This window comes from Amycolatopsis sp. WAC 04182 (assembly GCF_003947465.1).
Classification (GTDB): domain Bacteria; phylum Actinomycetota; class Actinomycetes; order Mycobacteriales; family Pseudonocardiaceae; genus Amycolatopsis.
Genome location: NZ_QHJJ01000004.1, coordinates 691,499 through 709,877, shown reverse-complemented (window position 1 = coordinate 709,877; position 18,379 = coordinate 691,499). Strand labels below are relative to the sequence as shown.

Annotated in this window: 20 protein-coding genes; 15 read left to right on the top strand and 5 right to left on the bottom strand. The window is 69.2% G+C overall.

The window, feature by feature from the left end:
• Window positions 1-25: 25 nt before the first annotated feature.
• Window positions 26-1,573, top strand: a complete 1,548-nt coding sequence (locus DMH01_RS23630) for a glycosyltransferase family 87 protein (protein ID WP_125679413.1) — start codon at window positions 26-28, stop codon at window positions 1,571-1,573.
• Here the strand turns inward: DMH01_RS23630 and DMH01_RS23625 are convergent.
• The 3 genes from DMH01_RS23625 to DMH01_RS23615 form a co-directional block, all read right to left on the bottom strand.
• Window positions 1,530-1,865 (bottom strand): hypothetical protein, encoded by a 336-nt coding sequence (locus DMH01_RS23625; RefSeq protein ID WP_125679412.1) that lies wholly within the window; start codon window positions 1,863-1,865, stop codon window positions 1,530-1,532. The two genes, DMH01_RS23630 and DMH01_RS23625, sit on opposite strands and share 44 nt — an antisense overlap.
• Before the next feature lie 44 nt (window positions 1,866-1,909).
• Entirely contained in the window at window positions 1,910-2,419 is a 510-nt protein-coding gene (locus DMH01_RS23620) for a hypothetical protein (protein WP_125679411.1), read from the bottom strand.
• A gap of 115 nt (window positions 2,420-2,534) precedes the next feature.
• Window positions 2,535-3,308, bottom strand: a complete 774-nt coding sequence (locus DMH01_RS23615; RefSeq protein WP_125679410.1) for a deoxyribonuclease IV — start codon at window positions 3,306-3,308, stop codon at window positions 2,535-2,537.
• A 118-nt stretch (window positions 3,309-3,426) separates the two neighbouring features.
• On the opposite strand from DMH01_RS23615, the gene DMH01_RS23610 reads away from it, so the two are divergent.
• From DMH01_RS23610 to dnaB, 12 genes are all read left to right on the top strand, one after another.
• Entirely contained in the window at window positions 3,427-4,224 is a 798-nt protein-coding gene (locus DMH01_RS23610) for a hypothetical protein (protein WP_125679409.1), read from the top strand.
• Window positions 4,225-4,346: 122 nt separating this feature from the next.
• Entirely contained in the window at window positions 4,347-5,234 is an 888-nt protein-coding gene (locus DMH01_RS23605) for a hypothetical protein (RefSeq protein WP_125679408.1), read from the top strand.
• Window positions 5,235-5,335: 101 nt separating this feature from the next.
• Window positions 5,336-6,223: a hypothetical protein gene (locus DMH01_RS23600; RefSeq protein ID WP_125679407.1), complete on the top strand. Its 888-nt coding sequence runs from the start codon at window positions 5,336-5,338 to the stop codon at window positions 6,221-6,223.
• A gap of 78 nt (window positions 6,224-6,301) precedes the next feature.
• On the top strand, window positions 6,302-6,622 hold the full coding sequence (gene rpsF / locus DMH01_RS23595; protein ID WP_173426372.1) for a 30S ribosomal protein S6: 321 nt from the start codon (window positions 6,302-6,304) through the stop codon (window positions 6,620-6,622).
• 17 nt (window positions 6,623-6,639) lie between these two features.
• Window positions 6,640-7,149 carry a single-stranded DNA-binding protein gene (locus DMH01_RS23590; RefSeq protein WP_125679406.1) on the top strand — a complete coding sequence of 170 codons (510 nt, stop codon included), beginning with the start codon at window positions 6,640-6,642 and terminating at the stop codon, window positions 7,147-7,149.
• A 77-nt stretch (window positions 7,150-7,226) separates the two neighbouring features.
• A complete protein-coding gene (rpsR, locus tag DMH01_RS23585; RefSeq protein ID WP_005168122.1) occupies window positions 7,227-7,475 on the top strand; it encodes a 30S ribosomal protein S18 in 249 nt (82 codons plus the stop codon).
• A gap of 12 nt (window positions 7,476-7,487) precedes the next feature.
• Complete coding sequence (gene rplI / locus DMH01_RS23580; protein WP_005168124.1) at window positions 7,488-7,943, top strand: 50S ribosomal protein L9; 456 nt, start codon at window positions 7,488-7,490, stop codon at window positions 7,941-7,943.
• A 141-nt stretch (window positions 7,944-8,084) separates the two neighbouring features.
• Window positions 8,085-8,492 carry a hypothetical protein gene (locus DMH01_RS23575; protein ID WP_199745604.1) on the top strand — a complete coding sequence of 136 codons (408 nt, stop codon included), beginning with the start codon at window positions 8,085-8,087 and terminating at the stop codon, window positions 8,490-8,492.
• Entirely contained in the window at window positions 8,492-9,091 is a 600-nt protein-coding gene (locus DMH01_RS23570) for a DUF3558 domain-containing protein (protein WP_125679405.1), read from the top strand. Before DMH01_RS23575 ends, DMH01_RS23570 begins: the two co-directional genes overlap by 1 nt.
• Window positions 9,092-9,094: 3 nt before the next feature.
• Entirely contained in the window at window positions 9,095-10,429 is a 1,335-nt protein-coding gene (locus tag DMH01_RS23565; RefSeq protein WP_125679404.1) for a PPE domain-containing protein, read from the top strand.
• Window positions 10,430-10,527: 98 nt separating this feature from the next.
• On the top strand, window positions 10,528-11,325 hold the full coding sequence (locus DMH01_RS23560) for an ESX secretion-associated protein EspG (protein WP_125679403.1): 798 nt from the start codon (window positions 10,528-10,530) through the stop codon (window positions 11,323-11,325).
• 475 nt (window positions 11,326-11,800) lie between these two features.
• Window positions 11,801-14,413, top strand: a complete 2,613-nt coding sequence (gene dnaB, locus DMH01_RS23555) for a replicative DNA helicase (protein ID WP_199745624.1) — start codon at window positions 11,801-11,803, stop codon at window positions 14,411-14,413.
• Here the strand turns inward: dnaB and DMH01_RS23550 are convergent.
• A complete protein-coding gene (locus DMH01_RS23550; protein WP_125679402.1) occupies window positions 14,410-15,189 on the bottom strand; it encodes an alpha/beta fold hydrolase in 780 nt (259 codons plus the stop codon). The genes dnaB and DMH01_RS23550 overlap by 4 nt on opposite strands.
• A gap of 67 nt (window positions 15,190-15,256) precedes the next feature.
• Window positions 15,257-16,411, bottom strand: coding sequence for an NAD(P)/FAD-dependent oxidoreductase (locus tag DMH01_RS23545; protein ID WP_125679401.1), 1,155 nt, complete (start codon window positions 16,409-16,411; stop codon window positions 15,257-15,259).
• A gap of 68 nt (window positions 16,412-16,479) precedes the next feature.
• Here DMH01_RS23545 and DMH01_RS23540 point away from each other — a divergent pair, with 68 nt between their 5' ends.
• Together DMH01_RS23540 and DMH01_RS23535 are read left to right on the top strand one after the other, a co-directional pair.
• Window positions 16,480-17,163 carry a TetR/AcrR family transcriptional regulator gene (locus tag DMH01_RS23540; RefSeq protein ID WP_125679400.1) on the top strand — a complete coding sequence of 228 codons (684 nt, stop codon included), beginning with the start codon at window positions 16,480-16,482 and terminating at the stop codon, window positions 17,161-17,163.
• A 37-nt stretch (window positions 17,164-17,200) separates the two neighbouring features.
• Window positions 17,201-18,379, top strand: coding sequence for a serine hydrolase (locus DMH01_RS23535; RefSeq protein ID WP_125679399.1), 1,179 nt, complete (start codon window positions 17,201-17,203; stop codon window positions 18,377-18,379).

The following is an 18,379-nucleotide window of genomic DNA, read 5'->3' as shown; positions in this document are numbered from 1 at the left end:
CCGGATAGGCGCTAACATCCGCCACGTGTCCGACCAGACGACCCAGCCCGAGGCTCCGCTCTCCCTCACCCCCGGCGAGCGGGTCATCCCGAGCTGGAACGAACCGCTCGTGGCCGCGGCCACGAGACCGATCGGCGGCCCGCTCGGCGAGCACGCGGCCGTGGGGCGGCACTGGTTCTGGTCGCCGCAGCGGGTCGGGCTGCTGCTGGCCTGCCTCGCGCTGCTGCTCTCGTGGTTCGGCAAGGCGTCGTGCATCCAGCAGTACACCGACGATTCCGGGACCCATCAGCTCGATTGGCGGGCGGGCCGCCCGTTCGTCGCGATGTGCTACTCGGACATCATCCCGCTCTACAGTTCCGAGCGCCTGAACGATCCGGACACCTTCCCGTACGTGACTTCGTGGACCGAAGACGCGGGAACGGCGAAGGAGACCACGCGGTACATGGAGTACCCGGTCGCGACCGGGCTGTTCCAGTGGATCAACGCGAAGCTCACCGAAGCGTGGCTTTCGGTCGCGGAATCGGGCTGGCTGCCCGGCGCGCTCCCGGTGGCCGTGTACTTCAACATCTCGGCGCTCTGGCTCGCGCTGGCCTGGCTCGTCACGGTGTGGGCGACCGGCCGATCGCTGAAACGCCGCCCGTGGGACGCCGCGCTGGTCGCGATCTCGCCGCTGGTGCTGGTGCACGTCTTCACCAACTTCGACGCCATCGCGACCGCGTTCACCGCGACCGCGCTGCTCGCGTGGGCCCGTCGGCGTCCGGAGATCGCGGGTTTCCTGCTCGGCCTCGGCGCGGCGGCGAAGCTGTATCCGCTGCTGCTGCTCATCCCGTTGTTCTTCCTGTGCCTGCGCGCGGGCAAGGTCAAACACTGGGCGCTCACCGCCGGGCTCGCCGCGGCGACGTTCGTGGTGGTCAACGTCCCGTTCGCGCTCGCCGCGCCGACTGGCTGGTGGGAGTTCTTCCGGCTCAACACGGCGCGGCCGATGGACCCCGACTCGCTCTACAACGTGATCTCCCACCTTTCCGGCTGGGCCGGGTTCGACGGGAAACTCGCCACGGGCCAGACACCGGTCGTGCTCAACGTCGTCGTCGCGGTGCTGTTCCTCGCCGCCTGCGCCGGCATCGGGTACGTCGCGATGAAGGCGCCGCGCCGCCCGCGGCTCGGCCAGCTGGCGTTTCTCGTGGTGGCCGCGTTCCTGCTGACCAACAAGGTGTGGAGCCCGCAGTATTCGCTGTGGCTGGTGCCGCTGGCGGTGCTCGCGATCCCGCGCTGGCGGCTGCTGCTCGGCTGGATGGTCCTCGACGCGCTGGTCTGGGCGCCGCGGATGATGTACTACCTCGGCGTCGACAACAAAGGCCTGCCCGAAGACTGGTTCCTCGGCACGGTCGTCGTCCGCGACCTCGCCGTGGTCGGCCTCTGCGCGCTGGTGATCCGGGAGATTTACCAGCCGCGCAAAGACCTCGTCCGCGCCGCCGGGGACGACGATCCGATCGGCGGTTTCCTCGACGGCGCCCCCGATTCGCGCACCGTCAAACGCGCTTCAACACCTCAGGCCCAGGACGTTCCAGCCTGACGTGCTTGCCGAAGTCCTCGGCCCCGAAGTCGTCGATCCGCACCACGACGGCTTCGGGCGAGGTTTCGACCAGACGACAGCTGACCCAGTCGTCACCCTGCTTGACCGACCAGCGCTCGGCGAGGATGGCCAGCCCCTCGGCCTCCAGCAACGCGACGGAGTCGTCGAAGGCGGCGGGCCCGCCTAGCGGGTAGCCGAAAACGGTCAGTGCCTGCCAACGGGTTTCCGGCGCGGGGACGACGTAGCCGACGTGCTCGCCGTCCTCCGCCCGGTACACGGTCCGATTCTTCATGCGGCACAGGTTCGACCCTCCCGTGGCGTGAGGGTCAAGCCGATTCAGCGCACGACGTAGCCACCCGTGCTCGTCTCGAAGAACGGAATCGGGGCCGTGCACCGCAAGACGTCCTGGTCGAAGCCGCCGACGGCCCAGCTCCAGCCGATCCGGTCGTGCCCGCGTGGCACGTCCCGTACCGAGAAACCGACCCGGCGGCCGACCAGGTTCGCCGGGAAGCCTGGGATGTCGGCGCGTTCGATCACACCGGTCAGGACGGCGAGGTCGCCATCACGGGAGACGCAGTCGATCTTGCCGTCGAAATCGGCGAACGGCTTTCCGTCCTTGGTCAGATGATTCACGTGGAACCGGCCCGAGGACTGACCCGGATCACCGAACGCGGCGAAGTCGAACCGGACCGGATCGCCCTCGAAACCGGGGAACGTCAGCGGTCCGCCCGCCGATCCGATCACGACCGAACCGGACGACGGAGCCGCCGTCGCCTGCGTCGCCCCCAGCGTTCCCGCCGCGACGGCGAGCACGGCGACCGCGGCGATCTTCGACTTGATGTTCATGGCTTCCCTCCAGAACCGGGTGTGTCCCGGCTGGAATCGAGCCTTCCGCGTTCGGCGTGCCCGGCCCTCCCGCCGGAGAGGGAACGATCTCCCTCGCAGGTGCGAGAGCGGGAGGTCAGGCGACGCGCTCCCGGACGTAGGCGATGTCCGCGGCCTGCCCGTCGGCCGGGGTCTCGACGACCACCGGAGCGCCTGCCTCGGCCGCGACCGCGACCAGCACCTCGGGATCGATCGTGCCCTCACCGCCGACGACGTTGGCGTGCCGGTCCCGGGTGGAACCGAACTCGTCGCGCGAGTTGTTGAGGTGCACCAGGTCGATCCGGCCGGTGATGGCCTTGACCTTCTTGACCGCCTCGGTCAGCTCCCAGCCCGCCGCGTACGCGTGGCAGGTGTCGAAACAGAACCCCGCGCCGAATTCGCCGACCTTGTCCCAGAGCCGGGCGATCGTGTCGAGGTCGCGGGTCATCGCGTTGTCACCGCCCGCGGTGTTCTCGATCAGGATCGGGACGGCGAAACCGCCCTTTTCCTGTTCACGCTCGAAAAGCTTGCGCCAGTTGACGAGACCTTCTTCGACGTCCTCCGCCGAACCGACGTGGCCGCCGTGCACGACGAGCCCTTTCGCGCCGATCGCGGCGGCGCCGTTCGCGTGCTGCGTGACGTTCTTCCGCGACGGGATGCGGATGCGGTTGTTCATCGACGCCACATTGATCAGATACGGCGAATGGATGAACACCTCGACCGGCGATTCCTTGATCGCCTCACCGTGCGGGTGAGGTTGGGGAGCTTTCCAGCCCTGCGGGTCGGAAAGGAAGAATTGGAGGACTTCGGCTTCGCGCTCGGCGACCGCGGCCAGCGGGTCGTCGTCGCGGACATGGGCACCGATTTTCATGGTGGCAACTTACCCTCGCGGGTTTTACGCCGTCGCGAACCGGATGGTCACGCTCGTGGGGTAGCGTGAGCGCGTTCCGTTAAACCGCGTGGGTCCTGAGGGGCGGAGGACGAACTCGATGGGGAAGACTGCCGGGCGGATCACGGCTTGGGGATTCGCGCTCTCGGTCACGGCCGGACTCGCGTTCCCGATGACCGCGACGGCCGCCGAGGAACCGAATCCGACCCTTTCCGGCGACTGCGCCGCCACGCTGCAGAACGGGAAGTCCGCCGACGGACTCGTTCTCGACGCGGGCGCTCCGCTGAATTCGCCCGAAGCGCTGACGGTCGGCCTGGACTCGAAGGCCAAGACCGCCCAGGGCCGGAAACCACTGCTTTCGCTGCCGGTCGGCGATCTGGTCAGGCCCACCGGCCTCACCGACAACGCGGTGGGGGACCTCGCCGCGCAGGGTGTCTGCAAGCCCGCGCAGGGCACGGTGAACGCGCTCGGGAATCTGACGCAGGACGTCACCAAGGACGTGCCGCCGGTCGTGCAGCCGCCGTCCCCACGACCGCCGGAAGACCCCAAGCCGCCGCAGCCTCCGACGCCGGGGCCGGGTCAGCCCGGCGGTCCGGGCAGCGAACTCCCGGTGCAGACCGGCCCGGGTTCCTCCACCGGTATCGGCGGCGACTCGATCGCCGGCCTGATCAGCAACGCGGCGCTGCTGCCCGGCAGCTTCGTCCAGGCGCCGGTGATCACCGAGATCATCCCCGGCGAGGTGCCGCCGCCGACCGTCGACGAGAAGGACGCGGGCAACGCGCAGGCCATCCAGGCGCCGGTCGCCCCGGCCAAGCTGCCGCTGCTGCTCGCGGTGCTGGCGCTGGCCGTCGTCGCCGCCGCTCTGGTCCGCGCTTGGCTCCGGGGGAAACCCGCCTGATTCACCGAAAGTGACGCCCGCTTCCACTCGAATGCCTGACTTCTTCGAGTGAGCGGGCGTTACTCGTCTCCATTAGCGTCGTTGTGCAGGTAGGTGACCCCGACGACGGAGGAGTCGAAGGCATGCGCGAACGGACACGGAGGGCGACGGCCCTGGGTGCGTCGGCCTTCATTCTCGCGGGCTCGGCCGCCCTCGCCATGCCCGGCACGGCCGCCGCCGCCGAGACCAAGACCGCGACCTGCGGTGGATCGGTGACCGCCAAGCCCGGCGACACGATCCTCGGCAAGACCCCGTTGCTCGGCATTCCGCTCAACCTCGGCCAGGCCGGTCCGGTCTCCGGGGTGCTCACGGGCACGATCAACGCGCTGCTCGGCACGGTCTGCAAGGTGACGGTGACGATCGTGAACACCGTCGTCGCGCCGGTCCCGGTCGTCGGTGAACCCGCCGCGGAGGCGCTGAACGGCGCGGTCGCCGGAACCACCCAGGCCCTGACCGGTGGCGCCAAGCCCGCTCCCGGAACCCAGCCCCAGCCAGGGAAACCCGCTCCCGGCACGCCCGGCAGCGGGGGACCGCAGACGGGCGGACCGGGCGCTCCCGCACAGGGCGGGGGACCGGCGGGCGGCATCCCGGCGGCGAACAGCCCGCTGTTGCCCGGCACCTTCACCCCGAACTTCGGCAACCTGCCGTGGGGTATCAGCACGGGCTACGCCCCGATGCGCGACTACAGCTCCATCCCGATGGCGACGGCCGGTCTCTTCAGCCCGTCGCCCGGCCTCCGGTACGGCGGTCAGATCCCGGGATACACGCCGCAGTTCGGCGTCACGACCGAAAACCAGAACGGCAACCCGGACGTCCAAACCGCGGGACAGGCCGAGGCGCTACCGAATGTGAGCGACGGATTCACTCAAGAGGGCAAACTGCCGCTGCTCATCGCCGTTTTGGCACTCTCCGGAGTCAGCGCGGGCCTTGTCCGCACCTGGGCTCTCCGCCGAATGGCCGCTGCAAGTTAGTCCTACCGCCTAGTATCTTTCGGGTCACTCCCTCGTTATCCCCGTTGCAGTGATTCCTCATGCACTGCCACACGCCCCCACCGACCCGGAGGATCGCCCCCGTGCGGAAGACCACCATCTGGCAGACCACCCGCAAGGCGCTCACCGTCACCGCACTCGCGACCATGGTCACCGGTGGCGCGCTCCTGACCGCGGGCACGGCCTCGGCGGCCACCACGCTGGCGAGCGCGTGCAGCGGCACCGTGAACGGCGGGATGGGCGACACCGTCGCGATCACCGGCACCTCGGTCAAGGAACTGGTGCGCGCCGGCGCGCGGGAAGCCGGCACGCTGGCCCTCTACGACGTCGCCGCGAACGACATCGCCAAGGTCAACAGGATCGACCTCGGCACGGTCCCGAACGCCGCGGGCGGTTCGATCGACGGCAAGGCGATCGGCACGGCCGTGCGCCAGGCGGTCAAGGACACCAAGTCCTGGGGCCTCGGGCTGAACCCGGAAAAGACGCTGAACTCCATCGAGCACAAGGTCGCCGGCAGCTGCGGCCTGACGACGGTCGCGACGAACTACGTCGCCCCGGCCCTGCCGACCCCGGGCACCACGGCCCCGCAGCAGGGCGGCACCGGCGGCGGCACCCACGGCACCCCGCCGAACACGAACTTGCTCCCCGGCGGCAGCAACGGCACCGGCTACGCGCCGCCGCGCGACTACGGCAACCTGCCGGTCGCGCAGCCGGGTGTCGCGGTGGCGCCGGGCGTGCGCTACCCGGCCAACAGCCCGCTCCCCGGCGAGGGCGCCCCGCAGTACGGCACCACCGACGGCCAGGCCGGACAGGGCGGCCCCGACGTCCGCAACGCGGGCAACGCCGAAGCGCTCGCGACCGACGGCATGCCCGGCGGCGACGTCCAGCTGCCGATGCTGCTCGCGGTGCTCGTGCTCGCCGGCGTGACCGCCGCGCTGGTCCGCACCTGGGTCCTGCGCCGCGTCTCCTGACCGCCAGGTACGCTTACCTGGACAAACCCTCCTGCCACGGACAGTCCGTGGCCGCGAGCCCATAGGAGGTGAGTGGTTGTGTCACGCCATTACGAGGTAATGGTCATCCTGGACCCCACGCTCGACGAGCGTACGGTGGCCCCGACCCTGGACAACTTCCTCAACGTGATCCGCACTTCGGGCGGAAGCGTCGAGAAGGTCGACGTCTGGGGCCGCCGCCGGCTGTCCTACGAGATCAAGAAGCACGCCGAGGGCATCTACGCGCTCCTCGACCTGAACTCGACTTCGGAAGCGGTCAAGGAGCTGGACCGTCAGCTCTCGCTGCAGGAGACCGTGCTCCGCACCAAGGTCATGCGCCGCGAGATCAAGCCGGCCAAGCCCGTCGCCGCCAAGGCCTGAGCCGAAGGACTTTTCCGATGGCTGGAGACACCGTCATCACGGTGATCGGCAATCTCACGTCCGACCCGGAGCTTCGCTTCACCCCTTCCGGTGCGGCGGTCGCGAACTTCACGGTCGCGTCCACCCCGCGCACGCTGGACAAGCAGTCCGGTGAGTGGAAGGACGGCGAGGCCCTGTTCCTGCGCTGCAACATCTGGCGTCAGGCGGCCGAGAACGTCGCCGAGTCGCTGACGCGTGGCGCGCGTGTCGTCGTGCAGGGGCGCCTCAAGCAGCGGTCTTTCGAGACCAAGGAAGGCGAGAAGCGCACCGTCGTCGAGCTCGAGGTCGATGAGATCGGCCCGTCGCTGCGCTACGCCACCGCCAAGGTGAACAAGGTCAGCCGTGGCACCGGTGGCGGTGGAGGCGGCGGCTTCGGTGGCGGCGGCGGTGGCGGCCAGTCCGGCCCGCCCGCCGACGACCCGTGGGGTTCCGCCCCGCCCGCCGGTGGCGGCGGTGGCGGCGGCTTCTCCGACGAGCCGCCCTTCTGATCAGGCGCTCCGCCGCGGGCGAAAGCTCCGCGAGACGCCTCGAGACAACCACTACGTAGAAATCCAGGAGAAATACCGTGGCCAAGCCACCCATCCGCAAGCCCAAGAAGAAGGTCTGCGTGTTCTGCAAGGCCGAGAAGAAGGGCCGCCCGGAGAACATCGACTACAAGGACACCAACCTGCTTCGGAAGTACATCTCCGACCGCGGGAAGATCCGTGCCCGCCGGGTGACCGGCAACTGCAGCCAGCACCAGCGTGACATCGCCATCGCGGTCAAGAACTCCCGCGAAATGGCGCTGCTGCCCTACACCTCGACCGCACGCTAAGGAGGCACGTCAATGGCGAAGATCATTCTCACCACCGACGTCGCCAACCTCGGTGGGCCCGGCGACATCGTCGAGGTCAAGGACGGCTACGCGCGCAACTACCTGCTCCCCCGCGGCTACGCCATCGTGGCCACCAAGGGCGCGGAAAAGAACGTGCGCACGATCAAGCGGGCGCAGGAGAGCCGTCGCATCCGCGACCTCGACCACGCCAAGGAGATCAAGGCGACCCTGGAGGGCCTCGGCGCCATCCAGCTGAGCGGCAAGGCGGCCGAGGGCTCGAAGAAGCTCTTCGGTTCGATCACCACCGCCGAGATCGTGGACGCGATCAAGGCCGCGGGTGGCCCGCTGCTCGACAAGCGCGTCATCGAGCTGAAGGACCACATCAAGACCGTGGGCAAGCACTCGGTCGGCGCCCGGCTGCACCCCGACGTCCGCGTCGACGTGCGGCTCGAGGTCAAGGCCAAGTAACACCGCTTCGGCACAGGGCGGGGCGTCTCCAGCGCGGAGACGTCCCGCCCTTTGCTTTACGCGGAACCCCACTCGGCCGGATCACGTCTTAGGATTGACTCGACGTCGAGGCACGGGGACGCAAAAGGGGATCTGGAACCAATGGCTTACGACAGCAACGCCGAGCAGAACCGGCAGGAGAAGGTCACGGTGTCCGCGCCTGCCAATCCCGACAAGCCGTCGTCGTCGGGTGGGGGTGGCGGCGGGTTCACCTTCGACAAGGACAAGATCGACGGCATCATCAAGAAGTGGACGGATCTGCAGGCCGAGCTCAAGAAGGATTACCGCGACGCGAACCTGATGGCGAACGTCAAGGCGCCGGGCAAGGAGTTCGCGAGCGGTGACTGGGAGAAGCTGGCGAACCCGTCGGGCAAGGCGTTCCTGGAGCAGAACCAGAAGATGCAGGACTACGTCAAGAACTACATCGACCAGCTGACCGCCGCGAAGCAGAAGATCGCCACGAACGAGGCCGAAACGCAGGCTTCGCTCAACAAGCACAAGGCCGTGTGATGCGACGTTCCCTCGTTCTCCTCCTGGCCGCGGGCGCGCTGGTCGCCGGCTGTTCGGGCACCAAGAACGGCACGGCCTCGTCCGAGCCGTCGTTCACGACCGGGGCCGGTTCCCCCAGCGCGTCGAGCGGCTCGTCCGGCTCCGCGCCCAAGGTGTCGAATCCCCTGAAGACCTCGTCGATCGAGAGCGACGCCTGCTCCGCGCTTTCCGCGGCGAAGCGATCCGAGCTCGGGCTCGGCGAAGGTGAGCGCGGGACCACGAGCGTGGGCCAAGGCTGCACGCTCTTCGCCGCCGACGACAAGCTGAACCAGGTCGACATCAGCCCGGTGCTCGCGAACAAGAACGGCCTGAGCGACGTCTACGACACGAAGGCCAACAACGAGTACTTCGAGCCGACCGAGGTCGGCGGCTATCCGGCGGTGTACGCCGCTTCGCTCGACGCCCGCAACAAGGGCAAATGCGGCCTCTTCGTCGGCGTGACCGACCAGCTGGCCGTGAACATCCTGGTGCAGTACGACAACGGACCGGGCGCGAGCGATCCGTGCCCCGTCGCGCTCAAAGTGGGGGAAGCGATGATCGAGACGTTGAAGGAGGGCTGACGCGTGTTCCTGCTGCCGATCATCGCCGGGTATTCGGCCTACAACCTGGCGACCACGAAATCCGGCGACTTCGAAGCGTCGGGCGGCGATCGCAAGATCGACTGCTACCACATCTGGGAGAAGATCGTCACCGGTCCGGGCACCGGGTCGATCCAAGAGGGCCAAGCCGCGGCGACCCGGCTCAAGGCCGGTTACCAGGAACGGCTGACCACCATCGACAACCTGTCGAAGGAGATGGACGCCGCCTGGACCGGCAAGAGCGCCGAAGCCGCGCAACAGTCCGGCGCGCATCCGCTGCGGGCCTGGATGGAGGACTCCGGCAAGAAGCTGGTGGACTCAGACAAGTACCTCGGCGAGCAGAACACCGCTTTCACCACGGTGAAGGCGAAGGTGCAGCAGGTCCCGAAGGACCCGCCGAAGAACAACCTGCTCAACTCCATCACCCCGTGGACCACCGACACCGACCGCGCGATCCGGGACTACAACGACAAGGGTCAAGCGAACGTCGACGCGTTCAACGAGTACTTCAAGGCCAGTTCCGAGAACGGCAAGAAGCTGCCCACCTACAGCAAGATGGAGGGGCAGAACACGAACGTCGACGTCAACGGCGGCGGCAAAGGGGACAAGGACGGCAACGGCAACGGCCAGGGTGACCGGAACGGGCACAACGGCATGCCGGGCATCTCGACGCCGCCCGGTTCGATGCCGCCCGGCGGGATGCCGAGCGTCCCCGGTTCGAACATGCCGGGTATCGGCACACCGGGCTCGAACCTCCCGGGGTCGAACCTGCCGGGCAGCAACCTGCCCGGCTCGAATCTTCCCGGGTCGAACCTGCCGGGCTCGAACCTGCCCGGCGGGCAGTACAACCCGAACATCCCCGGCAGCAACTACAAGCCGCCGTCCTGGGACGACGGGACGAACGCGTCCGGCTACACCCCGCCGAAGATCCCCGGTGCCAGCGGCTTCGGCCCGGGTGGTGGCGGAGGAGGCGCCGGTGGCGGCTTCGGTGGCGCCGACATCCCCGGTGCGAGCGGCTTCGGCCCGGACGGTGGCTTCGGCCCGGGGTTCGGCCCCGGTGGCGGGAGCGGCGCGGCCCTGCCCGGCAACGCGGGCGCGATGGGCGGCGCGGGCATGGGCGGCGGCGCGGCCGGTGCCGGTGCCGGTGCGGGCCGTGGCGCCGGCGGGATGATGGGCGGAATGGGCGGTATGGGAGCCGGCGGCGCCAGGGGCAAGGGCGCCGAGGACGAGGAGCGCAGCTCCAAATTCCTCGTCGGCGACGATCCCAACGAGATCTTCGGAACCGACGAACTCACCGCACCGCCGGTGATCGGCGAGTAGTCGTCACGAGCGGGCCGGGCGCGTGCCAAGATTGGGGCGCGCGCCCGGCTTGTCTTGTTCCGGGCTGGACGAACAAGAACGACTAGGGGGCAGTTCCGGTGCTGGACAAGCAGGTCACGATCACGACCGGCACCCTCATCACGCTGATCCGCCGCCGCGGCGGCGAACCGCACACGATCCTGTCGGAAACGCCGACCTGGTACGACGAGGACGCGCAGCGGGCCGAGGACGAGCGGACCAACGAGGAGCTGGCGAGCCAGGGCCTCTTCGGCGCGCGGGGGCTGCATCCCGGGTTCAAGGCGACGCTCGAAGCGATCGCCAGGCCGTCTCTGGAGTACTACGGCTGGGTCGACGGCGGGTTCGAGGGCAAGGCGCTGAGTTTCACCCTGCTCGCGGGGAGCGCAGGCGGAGAGGGCTTCGTCCTCGCCCGGCACAGCGAGCACGACGGCGTCGCGCTCGCGTCGGTGCGGCCGGAAGAGCTGCTCACCGAGTTCCTCGACCAGATCCCGAAGCTCGCGCCGGGACGCGGGCGGCCGATCGCCGTCCCGAAGAGCCAGGTCGAGGCGCCGCGCTCGTCGTCGACTGCGCAGGACGAGGGCTTCGAGGTGCTTCGCAGCGGACGGCAGAGCACCGGCAGCCAGGAGGCCGACGAGCTTCGCCGCATCCTCGCGTTACGCCGTTTGGGGAGCGGAAGCCTCTACGTCGCGGCGCGCGGCCGGAGCGGCGCGCGGCAGCGGATCGAACGCCCGGTGAACTACATCGATACGACCGAGGGCCGCTGGCTGACCGAAGAGGTACCGGGGAGTGGCGAACCGAGGATCGCCTTCACACCCGCCGACCAGCAGATTCTCGGAGAACGACTACGGAGCGCACAGGGCAGGTTGTTCGCGTCCTGAATCCGGCGCCGGTCGACCGGGCGGATGACCCCTCTACTCTCCGTGGCATTCATCCACAGGGCACCCCTGTGCGCCCGCGTGCGACACGCCGAACGACGAGTTTTGCCCGACACGCCGTGGCGAGGTGAATAAAGTTCTCCACAGTGTCTCCACAGGCCCTGACCAGCACTTTTGTCAGACCATCCCACCGTTGCCCACAAGTTGTACACAGGCTTCGGGCCACCTGTGAAGGGTTGCCCCCAGTCATCCCCAGGTTATCCACAGGGCGGTCCCCAGGCGAAATTGCGCTCGTCCTTTCGGGGGGCCTACCGTGCCCGCCGGGCCGGTACACACCGTGGTGGTCGTCCGGCCGAGAAGGGGAGTACAGGGGAGCGCCGGAAGCCGCGGGAGGGGCAGGCGGGCGCGGGCGGACCGACCGGGGAAATTCTGGCATAATCGAACGCGTGTTCGATGTCTTGAGGAGGTGGCAGCAGCGGTGGCGCTGACCGACGACCGCAATCCGATGTACGCGGAGTCCGACCCGGGTCCCGGTGACCCCGGTCCGCGTGGCGGCGAGTACGACCGCCAGCCCCCGCAGGACATCGCGGCCGAGCAGTCCGTGCTCGGCGGCATGCTGCTGTCGAAGGACGCCGTCGCCGACGTCATCGAAGCCCTCGGCCCCGACGACTTCTACCGGCCCGCGCACCAGGCGATCTACGACGTCATCCTCGACCTCTACGGTCGCGGCGAACCGGCCGACCCGATCACCGTCTCCGCCGAACTGGAACGCCGAGGCGAGCTGGGCCGCGTCGGCGGCGCCCCGTATCTGCACACCCTGATCGCGACGGTGCCCACGGCGGCGAACGCCGGGTACTACGCCGAGATCGTCTCCGAGAAGGCGGTGCTGCGGCGCCTGGTCGAGGCGGGCACGCGGATCGTGCAGTACGGCTACGGCGCGGCCGCGGCCGACGGCGCGAACATCGACGAGGTCGTCGACCGCGCCCAAGCCGCGATCTACGACGTCACGGAGCGGCGCACCAGCGAGGACTACGTCGCGCTGGAAGAACTGCTCCAGCCGACCATGGACGAGATCGACGCGATCGCGTCCCGCGGCGGGCAGTCGCAGGGCATCCCGACCGGGTTCGCCGACTTCGACGATCTGACGAACGGCCTGCACCCAGGCCAGATGATCATCGTCGCGGCGCGTCCCGGTGTCGGCAAGGCACTCGCCCTGGACACTCCGCTGGCCACTCCCGACGGCTGGACGACCATGGGCGAGGTCCGCCCCGGCGACCGGCTGATCGGCGCGAACGGACGCCCCACGACCGTGGTCGCGGCGACCGAGGTCATGGAAGACCGTCCCTGCTACGAAGTCGAGCTCTCGGACGGCACGGTGCTCCTCGCGGACGCCGAACACCAGTGGCTGACCGACACGAGGTCGTCCCGCCGCTCGGCCGCCGGTCCGGCGGTGCGTACGACCGAAGAACTGGCGGCCACCCTGCGCTGCGAGACAGCGGACGGACGTGCCAACCACTCGATCGCGACCACGGCCCCGCTGCAGCTGCCCGAACGTGATCTCCCGCTTCATCCCTACGCGCTCGGCGCCTGGCTGGGCGACGGCCACTCAGCGAGTGCGCGCTTCACCACGGCGGATCCCGAGATCATCTGTTACCTGGAGGGGGAAGCGGGCCTCCTGGTGGAACGCCGTGGCGAAATGTCGTACACCCTGCGCCTGGTTCCGCCGGACCCGGTGGAGTACCGGCGTTGCGAGGTCTGCGGAGAGCCGTTCCTTCCCCAGACCTCCCAGGTGCGGACGTGCGGCCGTTCCTGCGGCGGCAAAGTACGTTTCCAAAGCTCCCCCGTGCCCGCGCCGACCTGCCCCGACTGCGGACGCCCGTCGTCGGGCATGCGGCTTTGCCAGGCCTGCCGCAACGAACACGGCAGCGTGCAGGCGATCCTCCGCACGTTGGGCGTGCTCGGAAACAAGCACATCCCGGTGGAGTATCTGCGGGCGTCCGTCGAGCAACGCCGTGCACTGCTGGCCGGGCTGCTCGACACCGACGGCACCGTCAACCACTCGGGCGCGGTCCAGTTCGCCGTGACGAACAAGGTACTCGCCGAGCAGACCCGGGAACTGATCGTCAGCCTCGGGTACCGCTGCGCGTTCACGACCAAGAAGGTCAAGGGCCGCAGCGAGGAGACCTCGACGGCGTACATCCTCGGCTTCACCACCCAGGACCGGGTGTTCTGGTTGCAGCGCAAGCACCTGCTGCAGAAGGAACGGCTCACCAACGTCCGCGTCCGGCCCCACCTTCGCTACGTCGTGGACGTCCGCCCCGTGCCGTCCGTCCCGGTGCGGTGCGTGGAAGTCGACGCGCCGGACCATCTGTATCTGGCCGGGCGCTCGATGGTCCCGACCCACAACTCGACGCTGGGACTGGATTTCGCGCGTTCGGCGTCCATCAAACACGGCCTGACCAGCGTCATCTTCTCGCTGGAAATGAGCAGGACCGAGATCGTCATGCGCATGCTCTCGGCCGAGGCCAGGATCCGCCTGGCGGATATGCGCGGTGGCAAGATGTCCGACGACGACTGGACGAGGCTCGCGCGCCGGATGAGCGAGGTCTCCGAGGCGCCGCTGTTCGTCGACGACTCGCCGAACATGACGATGATGGAGATCCGCGCGAAGGCCCGGCGGCTCAAGCAGCGCAACGACCTCAAACTCGTCGTCCTCGACTATCTCCAGCTGATGACCTCGGGTAAACGCGTCGAGTCGCGGCAGCAGGAGGTCTCGGAGTTCTCGCGGCAGATGAAGCTGCTAGCCAAGGAGATCGAGGTCCCGGTGATCGCGATCAGCCAGCTGAACCGTGGTCCCGAGCAGCGGACCGACAAACGCCCGATGCTGTCCGACCTTCGTGAGTCCGGTTCGCTGGAGCAGGACGCGGACCTCGTCATTTTGGTCAACCGCCCCGACGCCTGGGAGCGGGACGACCCGCGCGCCGGCGAGGCGGACCTGATCATCGCGAAGCACCGTGCCGGGCCGACGGCGACGATCACCGTCGCGCACCAGCTGCACTACAGCCGCTTCGTCGACCTGTCACACGACTAGAGCAAGAATTCGAAGATGTCCTTCGTGAAGCGGCGATCGCTCATCACGCTGTGGTGCCGTCGTCCCGGATAGACCTTGAGATCGCCCCGGCGAGCCTTGTCGGCTATTCGCTCGGCGAGTTCGAGCGGGTAAAGGGCGTCCTCCGAACCGGCGATCACCAGGGTGGGCGCGGTGATCTCGCCGAGCCGGTCTTCGATGTCGAACGCGTCCTCGGCCCGCAGCATGGCCACCATGCCGTCCGGATCCGCCGGGCGGCCGGAGGCCAGGCCCAGCAGCCCGGCCAGCAGAGCCCGTCCGGACCCGGAGTCCGCGACCGTGGGCGCCAGCGCCATGGCCGCGGCCCGGTGCCGCCCGGCGGCCAGCAGATCCGCGTACCGGCGCTGGACGCGACGGCCTTCCACGCCGAGCCGGGTGCCCGCGGCGCCGACCACGAGCCGCCGCACCAGGCCGGGATGGTCGGCGGCGAACTGCAGCGCGAGGCAACCGGCCGTGGACAGGCCGAGCACGTCCACCGGGCGGTCGAACCGCTGCCGCAGCTCCTCGGCGTGGTGGGCGGCGAGCTCGGCCATGGTGACGCCGGGCCGGAGCCCCGGCCGCCTGCCGACCGTCAGCACGGTGAACCGCTCGGCCAGCGGTTTGAGGGACCGCACCTCCGCCCAGCGGGCGAACCCGGTGGGGTTGGCCGAGTCCGGCAGTGCCGTCCGGAAGACCACGAGCGGGCTTCCCGTCCCGAACTCGAGGTACGGGGCGCCACCTGCCAGTACACCTTCGCGCATGGTCACTCCTTGGTCGGTCCGCCGCGACGATGTCGATCAGCCGGTCGGCAATCCTGCTCCTGTTCGACTACGGACGAGATGTTTTTTCGTTCATAGCAGCTTGGTGTCGGTCCGGTTGGAAGAACGCGAGCAATTTCCGGGCGGCGTCCGGCGCGCTCAGGAGTTCGTGGACCCGCGCGGACATCCGGGCGGCGGTTTCGGCGCGGTCGAACATCTCGCGTTCGTAGTCCTTGACGGCGGCGGGGAAGTCGCCCGGATGCGCGGCCAGGGCGAGACCGAGCAGGGCGCCGTCGAGCAGGGCCATGTTGGCGCCTTCCCCCACCGGCGGCATCAGGTGCGCGGCGTCGCCGACCAGGGTGACGTCCGGCGCCGAGGGCCAGGTCAGGCCGACCGGGAGAGCCGCGATCGACCGGGGTACCACCGCGTCGTCACAGGCCGCGATCAGCGCGGTGAACCGCGCGTCCCAGCCGTCGAGTTCCCCGATCAGCCACGCCCTGGCGCCGGCCGGATCGTCGAGCGGCATCCCGCTGAGGGCGAACCAGTCCTCACCGGTGCCGTGGAAGCTGAGGCCGACGCGCACGGTGCCGTCGCCGTTGCGCTGGGCCGCCAGGGACTTGCCGTCGCCGAGCGCCCAGTAGGTGCCGCGTCCGACCATCGCGGCGAGGTCGGGGTGGGTGCGGTCGACGTCGGGAATGCGCAGCTCGACGAAGTTGTGGCCGAGATGCGCCGGGCGGGCGTCGGTGAGCAGCGGGCGGACCCGGGAATACGCGCCGTCGGCGCCGACCAGCAGGTCGTAGGTCGCGGTGCGCCCATCGAAGAAACGCAAGACGCCGTCTTCGGCGGATTCGAAGGCGTGCCCCCAGCGCACGGTGTCTTCGGGGAGGGAGTCCAGCAGCAGGTCACGCAGGTCGGCGCGGTCGACCTCGGGGCGTTCGAACGGCGCGTCGTCGGGCGTGTCCTCCTGCAGCAACAGGGTGCCGTCCGGCTCCAGGAGCCGCATGTCCTGGCCTTCGTTGCGGGCGATCGCGGAGAACCGGTCGAACAGACCGGCTTCACGCAGCGCCCGCTGACCGGTGTCGGCGTGGATGTCGAGCATGCCGCCTTGACCGCGGGCGTCACGCGACGATTCACGTTCGTACACGACGGCGTCGATGCCGTTGACGTGCAGAACACGGGCGAGAGCCAGGCCGCCGAGACCCGCTCCGACGATGGCGATGGCCATGATCCACTCCTTCGATACAGTGTATTGGTCAATACACTGTATCGAACGATGCGGTGTATTGTCACCGCATGGTGGTGTGGGAGCGGCCTGAGCCGCCGAGTCGTCCGGCGCTGGCCCCGCTGAGCCGGGAGCTGATCGTGCGGGCGGCGATCCGGCTCGCCGACGCGGACGGCCTGGACGCGGTGTCGCTGCGGAAGGTCGCCACCGCGCTGGACGTCGGCCCGATGCGGCTGTACGGCTACATCGAAAGCAAGGAAGAGCTGCTCGACCTGATGGTCGACGCCGTCCACGCCGAGATCCGGCCCACCGGGGAAGGCTGGCGGGAGGCGCTCCGATCACTCGCCGACGCCGTGCGGCACGCGGTTCACCGGCACGAATGGCTCGCCGACCTGCTCGGCGGCAGGCCCCAGCTCGGCCCGCACGCGCTGGCGACCTCGGAGGCCGTGATGGCGGCGCTGGGCGACGTCGGCATCGATTCCGCGATGCCCGTGGTCTCGGCGGTCAACGCGTACACGATCGGCGCGGTGCGCCGGGAGATCGCGGAGCGTCGAGCGGAACGGGCGACCGGGATGGACGAGAAGCGCTGGCAGGCCACGCTCGGGCCCTACCTGACCCGGACCTTCGCCACCGGCAAGCTCCCCGCGCTGGCCGCGGTGGTGCGCGACGCCGTCCACCTGGACGCCGACGAGACCTTCCGGATCGGCCTCGACTTCCTTCTCGACGGCATCGAGGCCCGCGTGTCAGCGCCGTGACCGTCCCGTGTCAGCGCGGCCCGCGAACGTGGTCGTCATGAACAGGACACTGAAGACCTTCCGCCGCATCGGTCTCACCGCACTGGCCGCCGCACTGCTGACGGGGGTCGCCGCGCCGACGGCCTCCGCCGGGCAGGACCGTCCGGAATTGCGACAGGCCGTCCAGGAATTCGTCGACGCCGGGTTCGGCGGCATACAGCTTCGCGTCCGAGACGAGCGAGGCGAATGGACCGGCAGCGCGGGGGTGCGCGAGCTGGGCAGCACCGCGAAACCGCCGACCAACGGCCATTTCCGGGTCGGCAGCACGTCGAAGAGTTTCACCGCGACCTTGGTGCTGCAGCTCGTGGCCGAGGGCAGGATCGGGCTCGACACCCCGGTCGCCGGTCTCCTGCCCGAACTGGGGCTGGACTCGCGGATCACCGTGCGGATGCTGCTGCAGCACACGAGCGGGCTGTTCAACCACACCGGCCAGTACCACCCGGACGGGACGGTCACGCCGGGAATCCCGTGGGCGGGCAAGGAATGGGTGGACATGCGGTTCCACACCTACCGGCCGGAGGAGCTGGTCCGGCTGGCGGTGTCCAAGCCCGCGGTCTTCGAGCCGGGCGCGGGCTGGAGCTACTCCAACACCAACACCGTGGTCGCCAGGCTGCTGGTCGAGAAGCTCTCCGGTCGTCCCTTCGCCGATGAGCTGGACCGGCGGATCCTGCGGCCGCTCAAGCTGCGGGACACGGTGTCGCCGGGAGCGTGGCCGGGGATGCCCAAGCCGTACGCCCACGCCTACTACCGCTACGAGGACGCCGGGCAGTGGAAGACGATCGACGTCACCCACCAGAACCCGTCCTGGATCTCCAGCGCCGGCGACATGATCTCGACGACCAAGGATCTCCAGACGTACTTTTCCGCGCTGCAGAGCGGAAAGCTCCTTCCCGCCCGGCTGATGGCGGAGATGCGCGAGACGCACCCCGGCAGCGAAAGCCTTTACGGCTTCTACGGTCTCGGGCAGTACTCGCAGGACTTGGGCCCGGGCTGCGTCGGCACCGTTCTCAACCACAACGGTGGTCTCAACGGCTACGGGTCGCTGATGTACAGCACGCCCGACGGCAGCCAAACGCTGACCGCGTCGATCACCGGGGGCGACGCCGAGAACGACCCGGCGCGGGCCTTCCCGGCGGCGCTGAACAAGCTCGTCCGGACGGTGTTCTGCGGCAAGTGA

Excerpts from the sequence above, each read along its gene's own strand:
- DMH01_RS23625 (WP_125679412.1), bottom strand. The coding sequence starts at position 1,865 with ATGAAGAATCGGACCGTGTACCGGGCGGAGGACGGCGAGCACGTCGGC.
- DMH01_RS23620 (WP_125679411.1), bottom strand. The coding sequence starts at position 2,419 with ATGAACATCAAGTCGAAGATCGCCGCGGTCGCCGTGCTCGCCGTCGCG.
- DMH01_RS23615 (WP_125679410.1), bottom strand. The coding sequence starts at position 3,308 with ATGAAAATCGGTGCCCATGTCCGCGACGACGACCCGCTGGCCGCGGTC.
- DMH01_RS23610 (WP_125679409.1), top strand. The coding sequence starts at position 3,427 with ATGGGGAAGACTGCCGGGCGGATCACGGCTTGGGGATTCGCGCTCTCG.
- DMH01_RS23605 (WP_125679408.1), top strand. The coding sequence starts at position 4,347 with ATGCGCGAACGGACACGGAGGGCGACGGCCCTGGGTGCGTCGGCCTTC.
- DMH01_RS23590 (WP_125679406.1), top strand. The coding sequence starts at position 6,640 with ATGGCTGGAGACACCGTCATCACGGTGATCGGCAATCTCACGTCCGAC.
- rplI (WP_005168124.1), top strand. The coding sequence starts at position 7,488 with ATGGCGAAGATCATTCTCACCACCGACGTCGCCAACCTCGGTGGGCCC.
- DMH01_RS23575 (WP_199745604.1), top strand. The coding sequence starts at position 8,085 with ATGGCTTACGACAGCAACGCCGAGCAGAACCGGCAGGAGAAGGTCACG.
- DMH01_RS23570 (WP_125679405.1), top strand. The coding sequence starts at position 8,492 with ATGCGACGTTCCCTCGTTCTCCTCCTGGCCGCGGGCGCGCTGGTCGCC.
- DMH01_RS23550 (WP_125679402.1), bottom strand. The coding sequence starts at position 15,189 with ATGCGCGAAGGTGTACTGGCAGGTGGCGCCCCGTACCTCGAGTTCGGG.
- DMH01_RS23545 (WP_125679401.1), bottom strand. The coding sequence starts at position 16,411 with ATGGCCATCGCCATCGTCGGAGCGGGTCTCGGCGGCCTGGCTCTCGCC.
- DMH01_RS23540 (WP_125679400.1), top strand. The coding sequence starts at position 16,480 with ATGGTGGTGTGGGAGCGGCCTGAGCCGCCGAGTCGTCCGGCGCTGGCC.
- DMH01_RS23535 (WP_125679399.1), top strand. The coding sequence starts at position 17,201 with ATGAACAGGACACTGAAGACCTTCCGCCGCATCGGTCTCACCGCACTG.